This window comes from Vibrio clamense (genome assembly GCF_050337905.1).
GTDB lineage: Bacteria > Pseudomonadota > Gammaproteobacteria > Enterobacterales > Vibrionaceae > Vibrio > Vibrio cortegadensis.
In genome coordinates, this window is sequence record NZ_JAKJTJ010000018.1 from 419581 (window position 1) to 437183 (window position 17603).

A 17603-nucleotide genomic window follows, 5' to 3' on the forward strand; every position below is an offset into this window, starting at 1 on the left:
TGTGCGTGACATCTAAAAACAGCTCAGTGCCCCATGTTACTTTTGTTTCATATCAACATATCTTATAAGGGGGCGAAATAGTGATTACAGTAATTAGTTTAGATAATGTTGCTAGTTACAAGTCGAAAGCAACACTAAATACAGAAAAAAAAGTAAACTTGATTTACGGTCTTAATGGCTCTGGAAAAAGTACGTTTTCAAATTATTTTTATGATTCAGAAAACCCTAAATACGCAAAATGTTCTAATACTCATAATGATGAGACAGTCCTCGTATATAACCAAAAGTTTATTGGCGATAATTTTTACCAAACAGAGAGTTTGAAAGGTATTTTTGGTCTATCTAAAGAGAATAAACTTGCAGAAGAGAACATAATTGAGAAAACCAAAGAACTAGGGACTATTAACAAAGAAAAAGCTGACAAAGTAACTCTAATTGAAAAAGAAACTAAAAAGATAACTGATGGAAAAGCCGTTGCTGAACAAAAGGTTTGGGAGATCAAGCAAACTTACGCTGGCGGAGATAGAGTCCTTGAATATTGCTTGGATAACTTAAAAGGTAATAAGTCGAAGTTATATGATCATATCAGTTCTTTGCCTATGCCTACTGTTAAGCCGACTAAAACGATAGAAAACCTTAAAGAAGAGGTGAATACTGTCGAAGGTGATACTGCTGTCAAACTAAGTACATTGAACGTTATCGCTCTTGATAACCTAACTGTAGATAGTGTAAATGCGTTAAACGAAATAGTTATTGGTAACGATGATAGTCCAGTGGCTGCGCTAATAGATAAACTGCAAAATTCAGATTGGGTTATTTCTGGTTTGCAGTACCTTAGCGATATCGATGGTGATGAGTGCCCATTCTGCCAGTCGAAAACGATGACTACTCAGTTAGTAGAACAAATCAAAGATTACTTTGATGAATCATATCAAGGGAAAGTTGATACACTAAAATTGATTGAAACAGAATACGAAAATTTAATACAAGACTTTCCTACTCTAGATCATTACAAAGAATCTCAGTATGCAACTGAATATTTGGCAAAGTTAACAGAAGTATATTCCTCTATTGTTAATATAATCGAAGAAAATAAAAAAACAATTCAATATAAAATTACTCGCCCGAGTACACAAGTTGAATTAAAAGATGCTTCAAAGCAAATTAAAGTTTTTAATGATCTTGTATTACAAATTAATTCCTCGATTATCGTACACAATACTAAGATTGATAATGTTGATATTGAAAAGAGACGCATCAAAGACGAGTTTTGGAAGATTTTAAGATATCAATATGACCAAACAATTAGTGGCTATGACAAAATCAAAGATACAGCTCAAAAAGTCATTGATGCAGCAGAAATAGAGAAGAAGAATAAGATCAAAGAAGCAACTACCAAAGAAGGTGAGATTGCAGAGCAACAAAAAGCTACCGTTAATATCGAAGAAGCTGTTATCAATATCAAAAACAGTTTAAAAGATATTGGAATTACGGACTTTTCTATTGAAAAACATGAAGAAAACTTGTACCGAGTGGTGCGACCAGGTGTTGCAGAGGATGTTTTCACTTCATTGAGTGAAGGTGAAAAGATGATTATTAGTTTTCTTTATTTTAGAGAACTATTTAGAGGGAAACAGACGGCGACAGAAATTTCACAAAAGAAAATTGCAGTCATAGATGATCCAGTATCGAGTCTATCCCATATATTCGTCTACAACATTGGTCGGGTTATAAAAAATGACTTCTTTAATTCAGATAACATTGAGCAGGTTTTCGTGCTTACTCATAGTCTCTATTTCTTCTATGAACTTACCGATACAAACAGAGATCGCCGCAACGATACACAGAATTTATTCCGTTTATCAAAGAATGAGGGCGGATCTTCTATTCATTCCATGAAATATGAGGAAGTTCAAAATGATTACCATTCTTATTGGTCAGTAATTAACGACGATAAGCAACCACCTGCGTTAATTGCTAACTGCATGAGGAACATCGTTGAGTATTTTTTCAATTTTGTTCAGAAAAAAGATTTAAGCAATGTTGCTCAGATTCCCACTTTACAAGCTAATAAATTTCAAGCATTTATAAGGTATATCAATAGAGAATCTCATTCAGTTGGCCAGAATATTATTGACTTTAAAGAGTTCGATTATGCCACCTTCAAAGAGGCATTCAGGCTTTTATTTGAAGCTGCTGGTTATTCTGAACACTATAAAAAAATGAGTAAAATTAAATAGATAAAAACCTCACCAAGCAAGGACGTCAGATGACGCTCTTGCTTGTCCAAAGGATAAACCCTAATAGGTAGTGCTATTAAGAAATGGAGGTTTTTAATAATGCACTACTGACATTAGCAAAATCAGGTCAAACTGGGCGCGATAGAAATATTACTTTCAGCAACTCTAACAAAGTTTGGGGCAAGGATGAGTTTTACACGATGCCCTCTTGACTTGCCCTTGGGCGGTGCCTTTGAGCTAAAACTAGCGATGATAAGAGAAAGCATATTACATGATATCTGTGACTGTTTTCGCACTTAGTGAAGTATACCTCAATAAATAATTGTTATTTTTGTAGTGAGCAACCATGTCATTAAACAAACCATACAAGGATAAATAACATGACAACAGTATTCATTAGCCACAATCATCAAGACAATCACTACATTGAACAAATTAAATCAATCCGACAGAATCCAAATCACCCATTAACATTTGAAGATAGATCCTTAGCTGAGGCGATATGTAACGAACATGGCCATACCAATCGTCGCCCACCATCAGATATGCGTTCAGAGTCAGTGCGAGAAGCTATCGCTAAGTTATTGGGTGGGTCGCATAAGCTATTAGTACTTGTGGGCAAGGATACTCACAGCAAGTTGTGGGTTGAGTGGGAAATAGGACAATTTAAAAAGCACAACAGTGAACGTAATATATTAGTCATGCGGACACCAGATAGCATTTACTCAGGTGCTCCCAAGGGCGTGCAAGAGTTAGAGCTATACGCTTGGGATCTCAATCGTATAGCTCAGTGGGCAAGCTAATTACTTTTTGGGTGGGCAGTTGCCACGGCCTTTACCAGATGGTCTGCCCGTCTGACTAGGGAGATTCGGGACTTTAGATTTACTCATCTCTACTCTCCCAGTCACTTGGTCGCTCATCATAGTCACGTGATTGCCAGTAGGCATCGTTGTTATCATTAAGTTGGTTGCTGTGATTATCTAAATCATCTTGTGTTGGTTCGAAATCTTGACTAAAGCCACTCATAAGGTTTTCCTTGTGTTGTTTGTGTGTTTTTAATTTAATTGAAATTGTGGGTGTACTGAAGGGAAGGAGAAAGAGAAAGTATGTCGAAAACAGGGAAAGAACCTTCTAATCAAGAAATTTACAATAAATTGGCAGCCGAATTGAAAAGCGAGCTTGCAGAACATGAACTGCTAAATCAACGAAAGTTCTCAGATGATTATTATCAAAACGAAGTCAACCTCTGCGCCAGTGAAAATGATCTAGCGGCTCATCATGATCGCTTTAAGAAAGTTATTAGTGCCACTGATACCCGCTCTCTAGAACGTATTAAAGTCTATCACTCTTACTTTTTTGACAAGTTTCGTGCCGACGGTAAGTACACCTATGCTGATAAACAAGCAGCGTGGGATATGTTCATTGAACTTGATAGCCGTATTGCCACACAGCAGCTAAAAGGGGGGGTTCTCGAAACCGCACTAGCAAGCCTTGCGTCATTATTCACTTTTCATCGCCAAACCGCTCACACGCACGGATTTAATTGTAGGCAGTATTATCAGTTGGTGAGTGAGGTGTTGGATAAGGAGTTACGACCATTTACCGCAAAGTGGCATAGTCAGTTACCGGCACTTAAAGAGTCTTCTAAGTTAGAAAAAAGCTGCCGTACCGAGCTAGAAGATGTTCAAACTAAACTATCTGAGCTAAAAACTTCACTGAGCAATATATGCCGTTAATTTAATGATTGAACTACTCCGTCATAATTCTTATCCAACCATTAAAGAAGAGCCCCAGCTTAATTGAACATAACACACGCTCTATGAACAATGCAGAAAATCTACCCAGAAACCTACATTATAAAATTGATTGATAAACAATATTTACGATTCGTGAATGAGCATCCACTCTAAACAATAATGGGGCAACAACTTGTCAGAATAGTGGCTCCTAAGAAATAGGGTTTCTTTTGACTAACAATCAGTGCCTTCTGAAAGTAGCAATGCTCTTCTAATTCAACACCAAGATAGCGAATAGTGTTATCTACATTTGTATGTCCCAGTAAAAGCTTTCGTGCCAAAGGTATTCACTTGAACTAAAAAAACTCGGTGAATTGGAGCACGACAAATTCCTAACTGTTTACAAATTTCAGACCGTTCGGTCTAGCACAAGTTTGGACAAAAGCGAGTTAACGTAAATGCTCAACAGTCCTGCTTCCAGATAAGTTCTAGTATCTCAAAATGCAATCAGGCACCGCTTACCGCACTGCCTGAGGTGGAAGATTTTGGACAAATCTAATATAGAGTGTCCAATCAATTCAAAACACCGAATTAGTTAGTGTATGGTAATTTCACCAAGGTGATAATCCTGTACTGGTAATTCGGTTCAAAATTGCTTGTGTCGTAATTTAAGGTTATGAGGTGACCTGTTCTTCAAGTGCGTCGGCTATCAACCCTTTCATGCGCTGATAGTTCTCTTCTACTGCCAGCCCTAACTTGTCAGAGGTATCAATTTCTATAATAGGGATATCAAACCATTCAAAAATCGTTTGGTACGCGACTTCCACCGAGTGTTTTTGTGTGACTTCATCTCCATACCATTGCAGTTTTCCGCCACGGCGATCAATTCTGCCATCAATGGTCTCGGTGTCAGCCTTTACAAAGACGACCAAATCCGGGAGCACAATTTTCTTTGCCACATTGAGTGCGTCAAACACACCTTTGACGGTCTCTTTACCAAGCAGAATACTCTGGTATGCCAACGTAGAAAACAGATATCTATCTAGTACCACGTTTTCCGTATCGAGCGCACTAGCAACTTCATTGCTCTTCAAAAAATTATTTAACAGAAAGAAAAGAAATGCGCTCTCTTTTGACTCAAAATCGTCAATGGTTTCTCTAAGACTAGCGGCCTGATCAACCACAGCTGTATGCACTACGGTGCTTGTATCTTCTGCGAACATTTGGCTCAACGTAGTTTTCCCACAGGCGTCTGAGCCTTCAAATACGATAAATTTGTTCATGTACTATTTTCCTTTTTGTAGTATGTCTAGTCTTTATTTGGACTGGTGATGATTTACCCAGCGATCGAACTCTGCATGATTGAAACAATAGTAAGGACCAACGCGGCACGATTTTCTCAAAACCACAATCCGATATTTCCTATTAACCCTGTAACTCAACCAACGCCTATCTCGTTTAATTACTTTGGGACGCATTCCATTCACGATATCGTTGTTTACTAGCCTAACGAGCAAACCCTTAATTTTTGAAATGATGTTTATTGGTGCCTTTGTAATTACTAATTCAACGCTTACTTTGTCTTGAACAATAACTTTGTGACGTTTCATTTCGACGGCCTCACTAGTAACGCAAAGCAAATTTTTCGGCATCGAAACCCGTTTCTGCAAGAGCAATCTCGACCGGTGTTGTAAGCAAAGATCGGCTCTTAAAATAGCCTTGGTCTTCATTCCCATTTTGGAAAAAAAATCCATCCGGACCGAGCATTAGGTAAGAATTTGTCATTGAGTCGTTGTTCTCAACAGACATATACTGCGCAACCGACTGATGACGCTCTACAAAGCGAGAAAACTGTTGGTCGCTAATAGTCTCGATTTTCTCGAATACGGGCAGTACGCGAAGAACCTTCCATTTATTTGGCTTAAGTTCAGCGATTAACTTTGAGAGGTTCTCTTCAGTATTGTATTGATTGACTACAGTATTAATCTTGAGCTCAGTGCTTGGGGAGAGCAGCTTGATTTGTTGAAAAATTGACTTTAGACGTTTGGAGGTCAGGGTTTTACCTGAACGTGTACTTCGGCCAATGTTGCGTTGTCTGTTGTAATCTTCAGAATCGTAACTAATGCCTAACAACTGAAGTTTGTGAACATGCTCGGTGATGAACTCATCCGAGAGCAAGTGACCGTTAGTAATTAGGGAAACGTCGAAGCCAAGCTCGATAGCATAATCTAAAGCATCAAAAAATCGTTGTTTAAGTAATAACGGTTCTCCACCTGCAAAGTTGAGCCGTACGCTTTGATACTTAAGCTTTGTTTGAGTCGGATTTGGTGAAAAGAAGTAAGCAGCGAGCTTGTCTAAGACCCGCTTCATATTATTGAGGTCATAATGCAACTCGTTAATTTTCTCCCACTTGGCATAACAATAGTGGCAGTCGTAGTTACATTTCTCGGTGATGTGGTAATTAATTACTAATTGATTAACTGGTTTCATAACACTACTCCTTTTGGGTTCAGGAGTAGTGTCAGTTTGTGCAGTGCACAAAAAAGCTTTTTTTATTCCGGAAGACTATTTAATAGTGATTGGAAAATTTTTGCTTCTTTGTACTCCGCTCGAACCTTGTGAACGATCGCTTTTAGCATTGAATCGTCTTCAAATAGAGAAGGATCTACTTGTTCCACCAGTTCAGCGGTCGTTGATAGGTCTTGCTCTAACCAACTCAATAAAATGTTATCCTTCCAAGACAGCGAAAGCCGGTGTGACCTAAGCATGTGGTAGAGCAACCCTGTATTTTGAAGCGTCATGTCCATTTGTGGTAGGCGCTGAGAGCCAAATGGACACACCAAGCGCCGTTCTTGTAAATCGAATGAAGTATCTCGAAGCTGACCCAAAAACTGCTGCGCTTCGATTGTCAATTGAGATTTGGTTACTACAGACTGCGCCGTGAGCAAAACCTCCTCGCACAATATTCCATTCGTCGTGCGGGTATCTCGATTCCCAAACATATCTTTGACAATTTTGGGGTCGTTAAAGAACGCATCTAATACCAACGCGTTAAATAGGCTATTTACCCCGTTGGAGTTGAGGCGTTTCTTACCACGTTTCCCCATACTCGCATCGCTAAAGCCTTCTTCGACCACCGATTTAGGCGGTATGACCTTATTGCGCAGGTAGCTGTTTGCCTTGGAACGAAGTGGTTCACTTCCTTCAACTCCAAACAGCTCTTTTACAGCTTCATTGGTGGTCTTTAGTAGCATGTGGCTTTTTCTATTACATCCGATTCAGAGTAGCCTCGAAAGCTCCCCACGGTCGCAATGGCTTGCGCTGTTTTAAAAATCGAATGAGTATAAAAACACCTGTTATTTGTATTCATGATCGCACCTAGGCAATAGCCCGCGCGAAAACTCTCCTCTTTTGAAGTGGATACAAATGCACCAAATCGAGGGTCATTTTTTTTATTATATAGCTCGGTATATTCTTGACAGGCTGAGATCAAAAACTCTGCGCTTCCTGGCTCTGAGTCTGAATTGATAAGAGCATGACTATAGGGAGTAAACAAAATTATAAAGCAAGCTAAGTATTGGATCGGTCTCATTCTGTTACTCCATCCATGGTTGGTTCCTCAATTAAGCTCTCCGATTGACCGCCAATTGCGTTTATTCTGTAATAACTATACAAAAGTGTTCCCGAGAATAAAAACCAACCCATAATTTCAATTATCGGTATAGTAATACTGAGTTCTATATCCAAGTTAAAGGCAAATATTGAAGCCAAGAATATTGAGGACGAAAGCAGAAGCATATGGCCTTGGTGAACAAAGGGAGTCATGATTTTTCGACCCAGAGTGGCTGAATTTCTCTTGCACAGTTTGATGTAGTAATAGCAGAATACCCCGATGAAAATGATCATCACGGTTTCTATCAGATCCAGTTCGAAGAGCGAAAATGAGTACTCGAATACAGCGAATGGAATACCTAGAAAAACAATGCCCCCAAATATGAACATTGTAATGAGCCAAAGCCATTTAAAAAACAGCTTAGTTCCTTGCCAAATTTTTGAGGCAATAGTAGTTTTGTTATGCATTTAATTAGCCTAATTGATGTGTAGCACCCCTGACGATTGGACAGAAAAGATATCACACTTTAACCTTAATAATCAATACTTTAGACCACGACTTGTCAGGTTATTTTATTTAGGACAACTCTGTTAAAGTGTTTCTGCAAGGCAACTGATCATTCTAGGGCCAGATCACTCCATGCAATCACACCTGACATCAAAAAATTATCAACATATAAGTTTGTTAGCCCTAAGATTGGGGAAGTAAGTTAGTTTACAACCGAAAATAAAGACTGAGCAGCCTCACACAGGACCGAGCGCCTTACTGATTGTTTACTATTCCACATACACTTTCAGTCCAGAACGCCACGTCCTCTTCTGGTGTCAGTTTATACGCCCACAACCTGAATATTTTACTAAACCTGCACTATCTATTTGGACAAGCATTTGATCTCATCAAAACAGATCAGAAGGCTGACTTCAGATAGACACCAACCTCTCTTAGTTGAGCTTTGAGATCCAAGATCTGAATATGAGCCAGTACAATATTAACTAAATTAAATATAGCTACCGAAAACATCATTCCAGCAACATAACCTGACCATGTTTGTTGCTCTGGGTGGTACATGGTATTAAATGACATCACAAAAAATATAAGGCTAGATAAACCCAACATATATTCATTGCAGTTGTAACGGTATGAATTAGTTGCGTAGTCATACTTGATCGTCACCTTCCCACCAGCTCGCCCCAGCTTTAGGTTGATAGCACTTCCAACTATTTCATAATCAATATCATTCTTAGCAATGACGTCTTCCACTCTCTCAAGCATAATTTTATTCCTTTCATATCCCGTAAAGGGTCTGCTTTTGTTTACCCAAATGATCTGATCGTAAATTTCTAATACACAATTAGCCTTTCACACCAATACCATCGCTTTAAGCTTTGCCGCAATCACTAAATTTGCTCACAACCAATAGCTGTTTACGATTGATACAGAAAGACTTACTACACTTTTACGATCACAGATTTCGCTATAAAATCATGAATAGCGCGTTGTTTTGCGTTGGAAAGCATCGATAGTATTTCTATAACTCCCCATGTGAGTGTTACAAGACCAACGAAGTGTGGTAATGGTTGAGTTCCAAGGCTCTCTGGGCTTTGCCCGTTGAAGGCTATTTGAGTATAAAAATAAAAAGAGAATGGCAACATTATTAGAGGTGCAATATCTCTCATCAGTGATTGTCGAAAAGTTAATATTCTATCCTCTGAAAGATCGAGAACTTTTATTTTCAAAATCCACTTCCCAACCGTTTGTCCAAATAGTGCGTGCAGTATGACGTAATAAGCGACCCCAAGAGTCGAATAAAATATCCCCCAAAATAGAACCCCAAATGGATTAGCGCCTGACGAGAGAATGTAATCACCAATCCATTCAAACGGTAGAAGTACAAGCCCATCGATAAAAAATGCAAATGTTCTTCGCCAAAAATTCGAATATCTGTCCATGATCTCAGCTTAACTTTTACTTTCGATTATTGAAGCTACTCTCAAGAGCTTCTGCTTTGGTTTTCTGCGAGTCTTGATACGCCTCAAATGCATCGCCGTTTTTGCGGCCACTAAAATGAAGAAAGCCGTGGACTAACATCGTAAAAAAGGCAATCACAATGACAAAAATAGGGGCTAAACCTAATTGGTTAACATTGAGCGAAAGTAGCCCAAGAACAAAAATGACAGCGGAAAAAATCGCAATGGATTTGCTACGTGATGAGGACTTCATAAGTAACCTGATGTATAAAAAATTAAGCTACCAAGGGTACTTACCATCACTTACGCATTCTATGAAATGGACCACAAAAAAGAAAAGCAAGTGCAACATATAGATCTCACTTATATCTTGCCGCACTTACATTGATGTGGCTCGACATTTTTTCGACATCGATGGAAATACTCTATTTGTACTGAATTTATCTGTTTTCATGAGAAGAGTATTGTATGAATAAAAAAATGATATCCCTAAGTGTATTACTTGGCCTAACCTCATTTGGTGCAACAGCAAACAACATCGACGCACATGAAAAATTCCGTGGTGAACAATCACTAGAGGCAGATCAGTCTAAGTGGTTCCGCGAGCTAAGAATGGATAATTGGAACACAATCGTACCTGAGCAAGAAATTCGGAGCATTCTCGATAAAATCGACTCTGGTGAAGCACTGCGCGATTTTAAAAACACCAACGAAGCTGGTCACTGGACTTATGAGTTCACTCAAGCAGCAGACGTTTTTGCAAAATCAGCAAACGACTATGACTCATACCGCAAAGCATCAATGATGTATTTGATTGCATCATACCCAAACCATCTAACTGACCACGAGCACAACGCAATTGAACGCTCTCTAGACATGTACCTTAGAGCAGAGTCATTGAGTAAAACTATTGATATCGAGCGTGTAGAAATGCCACTTGCTGACGGTGGTACTATCACAGGTCTTTTACATGTTCCAAAGGGTGCGAAAAAACCTGGCGTCATTCTTTACACTGGTGGCGTGGATAAAATCCTAACAGAACATCGCGAATCAATTGACGGCTTGCTAAAACAAGGCTTTGCTGTTCTAACTTTTGATATTCCTGGTGGCGGTTTAAATAACAACATCATTATTGAACTTGGTAAAGAAGATCAAGCTCACCAAGCCGCTCTAGCCTATGTAAAATCAAACTCAAAGCTAGACAGCAGTAATGTTGGTGCTCTAAGTTCATCTGGTGGCGGTGTTCCACTACTGACATTCATTCTTAATACACCTGAGCTAAAAGCAGGCGTGGCACGTTGTGCAGTGGTAACGGACGTTCTTACTGATACACAAGTATTCCACCATGCTCCATTAATGTCATCAATGTCTTACGGTTACCGAGTTGGTGTTAAAGATGTGAGCAATCTTGACTCTTATGGAGAATGGACGATTCCGCTAGCTCTTAAGACGAAAGGCTTCAAAGCCAATGAAACGGATGTTCCTGTATTGGCAATCAACACCAAAGATGACATGGTCAACCCGCCAGAAGAAATGAAATATACTGCGGGGCTTTCAACAAAAGGCGAAGTGGCATACTACGGTAACTCTGGACACTGTCCTGATGGCCCAGAAGCAGAGCAAGCTATCATTAGCTTCTTTGACAAATACATGTAATTAATTCACACGTATAACGCTAGCTAGCAAAAGCCTAAAGACTTAACTCTTTGGGCTTCTTTCTATGTCACATAAATAACAGGAAAACATAGATATATAAGCCAAGTTAATGTCGAGCGGGTTTATGAGAGGTGATTTGTGAGGGTTAACCTTTACCTTCAAGGCTAAAAGGGTATATACCTAACATTATATTATTAAAAAATGGACATTTCATGACGGTCAAAGAAGTCCTTCAAATCGGCAATGTCCGCTACTTCCTCATGTTTCGATGCAGCTACTTTGCGCGTTTTTACTATCCTGTATTCACCCTACTCTATTTAGATTACGGCTTAACGCTTTCTCAATTTGCGATGCTTAATGTAGTTTGGGCTGCCACCATCGTACTTGCTGAGGTGCCATCAGGGGCATTTGCCGATACTTTAGGGCGCAAAAAGCTCGTGGTTCTATCTTCGATTGTCATGTTTATAGAAATCGCAATGATTGCCTTTGTGCCGACTGGAAACCCCAACTTGGTATTCATTGTATTTTTAGTCAACCGAGTATTAAGTGGCTTAGCAATGGCGCTGGCAAGCGGTGCCGATGAAGCGCTAGCTTACGACACATTAAAAGAGCAAGGTAAAGAGGAGGCGTGGCCGCAAGTCTTACAGATCCAAATTCGCATCGCTTCGACTGTCGGTATTTTTGTTACCTTATTAGGGGCAGCAATGTATGACGTGAACTTTATGGCGACCGTCTACTCGTTTCTTGGATTAAACGAGCCAGAAAAGACTCAAGACATCATGCGTATACCTGTTTACGCCACCCTCTTTGTTGCAATGCTCGCCTTTTATGCTGCGATCAATATGAAAGAAGACAACAAAACACTGCCAATACATCACAGCAAATTAGCGACCACCATCGCCAGCCTTAAATTAACGCTAAATACGGGGAAATGGGTACTTTCCACACCGTATGTGCTGTTCATATTGCTCTACTACAGTTTATTCGAACACACATCGCGGATGTTTTTAACCATGAACAGCCAATACTATCGCGCCATTGATATACCCATTATCTATTTCGGTCTTATTGGAGCGGGGATCAGTGTGCTACAAATAGTACTAGCAGGACAAAGCCGTAAGTTAGCTGAGCGGATGGACCCAAAAACGTTTATCTTTGTCATGGGTTTAGCAACGATGGTAACCTATTATTGCATAAGTTTAGGGTGGTCGATTTACGGGGTAATACCTGCATTAGTGCTAATTTTTATCATCATGACAATGAACATTTTTATTAGTTACCATCTTAATAAAAAGACCGAGTCAAACAACAGAGCAACCGTTCTAAGCTTCAAAGGGTTAATGTTTAATCTTGGATACGGTTCTATAGGTATTTTGTACGCCTACTACTACAAATTGCTGTCTCAGAACTACACCGAACAAGAGATGGAACAAAACCTTGATTTCTTAGCTTCACTGTCTTCGTTCTTCTACTACTTCACCTTTTTGTTTGTTTCGATCAGCACTCTGTTCTATTTCAAAAACAAGAAAGAACCGATATTTCAAGAATCTAGCGATAACTAATCCGAATTTAAGGCGAGCATCTTTGACACTGAAAGATATAAACCGGAAAACGCATAGAACTAATAAACACATATTCTTATTACTCCACTACATCTATTAATTATCCCATTAGTGACTTGGTTGAACGACGGCAGTCTGGCATTATGCGCCCAAGAAATCTGTGGTTATTACACGGTACAAAATGAACGAAGGTAGTCAGTGGTAGAAAACAGCCAACAATTAAGTCACCGTTACGATGAACACGGTTACTTTGTTATCAGAAATTATTTCGATGAAGCTCAAATTGCATCACTTAGAGATGTTGTACTGAAATTTCATGAAGCATGGAAAGCAGACAACGAAGAGTTCTATCAAGAAGAAGCATTTAACTCCTCTTTAATTACGGGTAGCGAATACTTACCCACCGACGATAGAACCGTATTGTTTGACTTCATCAGCTCAAAAAAAGTGATGGACATAGTCGATGCGGTGCTACCAAACAACCCTGCTTTTATGAACACTCAACTGTTCTTCAACCCTATGAACCCACAACAAAAAGACTTCTGGCATCGTGACTGTCAGTACGACTACGACATTGATGACCAAATGAACGTCATCATGGAAACCCAAGTATTGCACCTTCGTGTGCCCTTATTTGATGAACTCGGTATGGAGCTTATCCCTGGTACGCACAAACGCTGGGACAACGAAGAAGAGTTCAATGTTCGCCAAGAAGTGAATGGTAAAGTGAGCAGCGACAGCATCTCTAGCGGTAAGCCGATACCGTTAGCCGCAGGAGACTTGCTGGTATTTTCAGCGGATATGATCCACCGAGGTCGATACGGGTTAGATCGATTGGCATTGGATATTTTAATCTTTGATTCGGCGGCAGACTATGTCGACTACGTTGATGATGATTGCTTGCCAACTCCAGCAATCCTGAGCAATATTGCCGACCCAAGACTGTTTATGAACACCTTACACCTGAAATCGACAAGCACGACCTGATGCTGACGGCAAACATGGGTAGCTCCATCATATTTCTCTGAATTTTTGATCGAATAAACTCAACCAAATATGAATGATCTCAAAAATGGAATACCCTTACGTTTTTCGATTTACTTGGTGCTGTTCTATCTTTTTTCATTTCGAAAGAAGTAATCGGATAGAAAATCTATAAAGGAACGAATACTTTGTGGTTGGTGATCTACATCTTTATAAATTAGATACATAGGCAATTTAAAAGGCTGATACTGATCCAATATTATTTTTAGCTCATTTGATTTTAGTTCTTTTTCTACCATCCACTTAGGCATTCCAGTCACACCCTGGCCAAGTTTTGCCATCTTCACTAACATTTCGGGATTGTCACTTCTAATTCGCTCATGCACTTTTATTCTTAGCTCTTCTTTTCCATCATAAAATCGCCACAAGTTTGATGGGTTAGATAGGGCATAGGTAAGGCACTTATGCTGCTCCAAATCCCTTGCTTTCATAATTGGCGGATGGCTCGCTAAATAATCGACTGACGCAAAATAGACAAGCTCATTGTCCATCAGCCACTTAGCTTTTAACCCCGAATCTTTGAGATAACTTGCTCGAATTGCAATATCAATCTCATCTTCAACCAAATTAACTAACTTATCTGATACCGACACATCAACGGTTAAATTAGGGTTCAAATTCATAAACTCGTTGAGTGGTGAAGAAAGCAAACGCACGCTAAATGCACTAGGTACTGATAGTTTCAATTTACCCGATACAATAGTTTGTTCTTGCCTTAACTGAGATTCAAATGTACTCAACTCTTCAGTCAGCTTTATCGCTAACTTCAAATATTGTTTCCCACCGTTTGTAAGGCTGATTGCACGAGAATGACGGTGGAATAATGTGATACCAATCTCTTTCTCTAACCAAGCTATCTTCTTGCTCACAGCGCTTTGAGTGATATTTAGTTCATTTGCAGCAGCCGTAAATGTTCCATGAAAAGCAACGCGGGTAAAAACAGTTAAGCATTGAATTTTATCCATATGCATTCCTATTTAGAATCATAATAAGTCAAATAGTAGTCTACTTATGATGATTTAGGAATGCTTAAATAGCCATATCAAATTAATAAGGAGATAAACTTATATGTCGATTATTCAAGGGTTGCTGATTACATTTTTTTTGTTTGCAAGTTCCATTAAAATATTTGGATGGATCAAGCCCGTATTTGAACCTCAATTAGCCTTCTTTCATAAGTATGGCCTTAACCGAGCTTTAATGGTTGCCGTTGGGGTAATTGAAGCTATCGGTGCAATAGGAATGCTCGTAGGAATGATTACGGAAGAGTCGTTGCTAAATTCTCTAGGTGCAGGGTTAATTGCGTTAACTTCTGTGGGAGCAATGTACTTCCATTTCAAATTTGATACTTGGAAAGAAGCCATTCCTTCAATGTTAACACTACTACTTTCTCTGCTGCTGCTTTCGTCGTTACTAGAAATGCTGATTAGCCGTTAGTGAAAAAAATTAAATATCAGGCAACAAGACGCCTAACTTTATCCTACTAATAAACCCTGAGATTGATGAATGGATCCTTCTTACATCCTCAACCAGGGTAAGATCTCTCGCCGCCATAGGCTCAATGGTCAATCTACGTTCTTTCTCAAGGTTACTAGGGAAAATATAAATAGCTTACAACCCTATCGACCCCAAAAATTAATTAATTCTTGCTCTCTCAATTTAAGATTTTTAATTCACCAATCGCTCCATTCTCGACTCAATACATTAGCACTTCCTTAAAAATCAACAAATTGATTATTTTTCATACCAGAATCACACATTCATTCATTTTATAAAGTCAACAATATAAAACAGAGTAATATCCTCGTGACAATCAATCCAATAGGTTGATTTATATCTACTTTTAAACAAAAGGATATAACATGAGCAACATTTCTAGTTCCTTCCTCGGCTTAAGTTTATTGATGGCTTCCAGTTCAATATGCTATGCATCGAACCTTGATCAAACCGATCCAATTGCAGATTTAATTCAGTCATCGACACCATACTTTCAACCACAATGTCATTTATACGGCGTTGAAAAAAGTGTTCCCACTGGCTGTAATTACTACCTCTTAAACTTGAGTGACATAGCCAAGGAAGAGAGAAAAACATTCACGTCTGAGTTATTAGGGCTTGGTGTTGATAGCCAGTACGTATTGGTGACTAAACCAAGTGAGATTGAAAAAAGGGGTATATATCTTCTTGATGATCTTGATCCTGAATATCTCGCATCTAACTTAATGACTGAACTCAATAAGCGAAGCCGTAGTAAGAGGTCTGCATCCCAAGATAGTGGCAATGTGATGGAATTTATTGTCCACCGTCGCTTCAATGTTGAAAGAAAAGGCAAAGGGAATGTCACGTTAAAATACAAAGTTCGCTACTACAGCAAGTCCCCATTTTATGCTCGTTCTGGCGACAAAGATAAGTATGTAGAAATCGTATTGGCGGAAGGCTCTGGTGTTGATATGGGGATGGCAGATAGCTGGTCTGATATTTACCGTCGCTGGAATCATAATAGTAATACAAACTATGTCTACAACGAATATCTTGATGCTATTGATGTCAATATTAAGATTAATGACCCTACCAAGCTGTTATCAGGTCAGATTTATCTCAACGATCTCTACCCACGAATGCAAGATCAAGTGGAGTCAAAAATCGAGAAAGAAACAAGTACTAGCATTAAAGTTGGTTTAGGGTTCTCTCCTAAAATACCAATCAAAGATATTGAATATAAGTTTACGGATAAATACAGCATCACCAATAAAAAACAGTTTGGCCTAGTGACTAAAACCAATAAAGACGGCTACAACATTAAATATGTAAATAATAAATATGGGTCGTCATTGGATCCTGAACATGGTTTCTGCAATTTAGGCACCGCAGATGGCTGGTGCTGGGACTACGATGAACGTCGAGGTAACCCTTGGAATTTTGATAATCTAAGAGAAAATAACTCTTTGGCTATTAGCGGATTACGTCCTGATTTTGTAGCAAAAGTGGCAGCGAAAGAAGACACAAATGGCTCATCTGATATTGTTGTCAAAACCACTGTAGATAGCCTCGCTCTATTTGGTCATAACCGTTGGATTATTGGTCGTCGTTACGCATCGGGTAGCCAATTATGGAATAGTAATACAGGAAGTGACTCTGACTGGGATACTGGTCGTGACTTTGAAAAGCTGACTTATTCAGATCAATTTTCTGTAACCGTTGATTGGAATAGTCCGTGGTTCTTAGGGGCTGACGCCGTAACCATTAAATCCACTTACTTAAGCCAAGAGAACGCGCAATGTTTGACGGTGGTAACCAATAAGTCGTTACAGTTTAAAGATTGTATCGATGGCTCTAAATCTCAATCCTTTATTTATGATCAAGAGAAAAGATACCGTAGCGTCGCCAATATCGACCAATGCTTAGAAACGGCAGATGGCCAATTAACGCTGAGTTCCGATTGTCAAGATGACTTTGCTCGAAATACTCAGATCTGGTACTGGCAAGAGCCTAACGGGTTTGCTAATGATGTTCTGTACACAGTGAATAATAACAGGACGATCAATTCAATCGATGCTTCAACAGAAGTACCTAGCGTTATTACGCTCGACGACACAGAGAATATGCCTGAAAGCGTACTTTACACCAGTCGTTTCACGGATTTTAGTTCTATTAAGCCATAATATTTTTTAGATTATTAAACCAAATAAAACCGCTCACTTATTATATGCGTGAGCGGTTTATAGTAGTTATCTAGGTCGCGTCTCAGGTTTAACAGTATTGCTTTCTAACATCAAATCGCCACA

18 protein-coding genes and 1 pseudogene are annotated in these 17603 nt (G+C 39.1%); 8 read left to right on the top strand and 11 right to left on the bottom strand.

Annotated elements, in window-relative coordinates:
• The first annotated feature begins 80 nt into the window (after positions 1 to 80).
• Positions 81 to 2240 carry an AAA family ATPase gene (locus L4C39_RS02515; RefSeq protein WP_429744221.1) on the top strand — a complete coding sequence of 720 codons (2160 nt, stop codon included), beginning with the start codon at positions 81 to 83 and terminating at the stop codon, positions 2238 to 2240.
• Positions 2241 to 2620: 380 nt separating this feature from the next.
• The gene (locus L4C39_RS02520; RefSeq protein ID WP_429744223.1) at positions 2621 to 3043 is read left to right on the top strand and encodes a TIR domain-containing protein; all 423 of its coding nucleotides are present in this window, start codon (positions 2621 to 2623) and stop codon (positions 3041 to 3043) included.
• 79 nt (positions 3044 to 3122) lie between these two features.
• Here the strand turns inward: L4C39_RS02520 and L4C39_RS02525 are convergent, their stop codons facing one another.
• Positions 3123 to 3266 carry a hypothetical protein gene (locus L4C39_RS02525; protein ID WP_261890207.1) on the bottom strand — a complete coding sequence of 48 codons (144 nt, stop codon included), beginning with the start codon at positions 3264 to 3266 and terminating at the stop codon, positions 3123 to 3125.
• 80 nt (positions 3267 to 3346) lie between these two features.
• Here L4C39_RS02525 and L4C39_RS02530 point away from each other — a divergent pair, with 80 nt between their 5' ends.
• Positions 3347 to 3976 carry a hypothetical protein gene (locus tag L4C39_RS02530; protein WP_261890208.1) on the top strand — a complete coding sequence of 210 codons (630 nt, stop codon included), beginning with the start codon at positions 3347 to 3349 and terminating at the stop codon, positions 3974 to 3976.
• A 234-nt stretch (positions 3977 to 4210) separates the two neighbouring features.
• Here L4C39_RS02530 and L4C39_RS02535 read toward each other — a convergent pair.
• The 9 genes and pseudogenes from L4C39_RS02535 to L4C39_RS02575 all read right to left on the bottom strand — a co-directional run.
• Positions 4211 to 4314, bottom strand: a pseudogene (locus tag L4C39_RS02535) (integrase); the annotation flags it as partial.
• 336 nt (positions 4315 to 4650) lie between these two features.
• Positions 4651 to 5259, bottom strand: coding sequence for a deoxynucleoside kinase (locus tag L4C39_RS02540; RefSeq protein ID WP_261890112.1), 609 nt, complete (start codon positions 5257 to 5259; stop codon positions 4651 to 4653).
• A gap of 33 nt (positions 5260 to 5292) precedes the next feature.
• A complete protein-coding gene (locus L4C39_RS02545; protein ID WP_429744226.1) occupies positions 5293 to 5712 on the bottom strand; it encodes a ParE family toxin-like protein in 420 nt (139 codons plus the stop codon).
• A complete protein-coding gene (locus L4C39_RS02550) occupies positions 5600 to 6466 on the bottom strand; it encodes a viperin family antiviral radical SAM protein (protein ID WP_429744228.1) in 867 nt (288 codons plus the stop codon). The genes L4C39_RS02545 and L4C39_RS02550 overlap by 113 nt, the downstream gene beginning before the upstream one ends.
• Positions 6467 to 6528: 62 nt before the next feature.
• The gene (locus L4C39_RS02555) at positions 6529 to 7230 is read right to left on the bottom strand and encodes a hypothetical protein (protein WP_261890110.1); all 702 of its coding nucleotides are present in this window, start codon (positions 7228 to 7230) and stop codon (positions 6529 to 6531) included.
• Positions 7231 to 7564: 334 nt separating this feature from the next.
• On the bottom strand, positions 7565 to 8056 hold the full coding sequence (locus L4C39_RS02560) for a hypothetical protein (protein WP_261890109.1): 492 nt from the start codon (positions 8054 to 8056) through the stop codon (positions 7565 to 7567).
• 439 nt (positions 8057 to 8495) lie between these two features.
• On the bottom strand, positions 8496 to 8861 hold the full coding sequence (locus L4C39_RS02565; RefSeq protein WP_429744231.1) for a hypothetical protein: 366 nt from the start codon (positions 8859 to 8861) through the stop codon (positions 8496 to 8498).
• Positions 8862 to 9037: 176 nt separating this feature from the next.
• Entirely contained in the window at positions 9038 to 9538 is a 501-nt protein-coding gene (locus tag L4C39_RS02570) for an RDD family protein (RefSeq protein WP_429744233.1), read from the bottom strand.
• A gap of 16 nt (positions 9539 to 9554) precedes the next feature.
• Complete coding sequence (locus L4C39_RS02575) at positions 9555 to 9809, bottom strand: hypothetical protein (RefSeq protein ID WP_371729989.1); 255 nt, start codon at positions 9807 to 9809, stop codon at positions 9555 to 9557.
• Between the two features lie 215 nt (positions 9810 to 10024).
• Here L4C39_RS02575 and L4C39_RS02580 point away from each other — a divergent pair, with 215 nt between their 5' ends.
• The 3 genes from L4C39_RS02580 to L4C39_RS02590 all read left to right on the top strand — a co-directional run bounded on the left by L4C39_RS02580 (position 10025) and on the right by L4C39_RS02590 (position 13761).
• Positions 10025 to 11212, top strand: coding sequence for an alpha/beta hydrolase (locus tag L4C39_RS02580; RefSeq protein ID WP_429744235.1), 1188 nt, complete (start codon positions 10025 to 10027; stop codon positions 11210 to 11212).
• A gap of 212 nt (positions 11213 to 11424) precedes the next feature.
• On the top strand, positions 11425 to 12774 hold the full coding sequence (locus tag L4C39_RS02585) for an MFS transporter (protein ID WP_171755719.1): 1350 nt from the start codon (positions 11425 to 11427) through the stop codon (positions 12772 to 12774).
• 198 nt (positions 12775 to 12972) lie between these two features.
• On the top strand, positions 12973 to 13761 hold the full coding sequence (locus L4C39_RS02590) for a phytanoyl-CoA dioxygenase family protein (RefSeq protein WP_171755718.1): 789 nt from the start codon (positions 12973 to 12975) through the stop codon (positions 13759 to 13761).
• 125 nt (positions 13762 to 13886) lie between these two features.
• On the opposite strand, the gene L4C39_RS02595 is transcribed toward L4C39_RS02590, so the two are convergent.
• Entirely contained in the window at positions 13887 to 14783 is an 897-nt protein-coding gene (locus L4C39_RS02595) for a LysR family transcriptional regulator (protein ID WP_261890105.1), read from the bottom strand.
• Between the two features lie 103 nt (positions 14784 to 14886).
• Here L4C39_RS02595 and L4C39_RS02600 point away from each other — a divergent pair, with 103 nt between their 5' ends.
• Together L4C39_RS02600 and L4C39_RS02605 are read left to right on the top strand one after the other, a co-directional pair.
• Entirely contained in the window at positions 14887 to 15255 is a 369-nt protein-coding gene (locus L4C39_RS02600) for a DoxX family protein (protein ID WP_113797050.1), read from the top strand.
• A 425-nt stretch (positions 15256 to 15680) separates the two neighbouring features.
• Positions 15681 to 17480 carry a hypothetical protein gene (locus L4C39_RS02605; protein ID WP_261890104.1) on the top strand — a complete coding sequence of 600 codons (1800 nt, stop codon included), beginning with the start codon at positions 15681 to 15683 and terminating at the stop codon, positions 17478 to 17480.
• Positions 17481 to 17603: the final 123 nt, after the last annotated feature.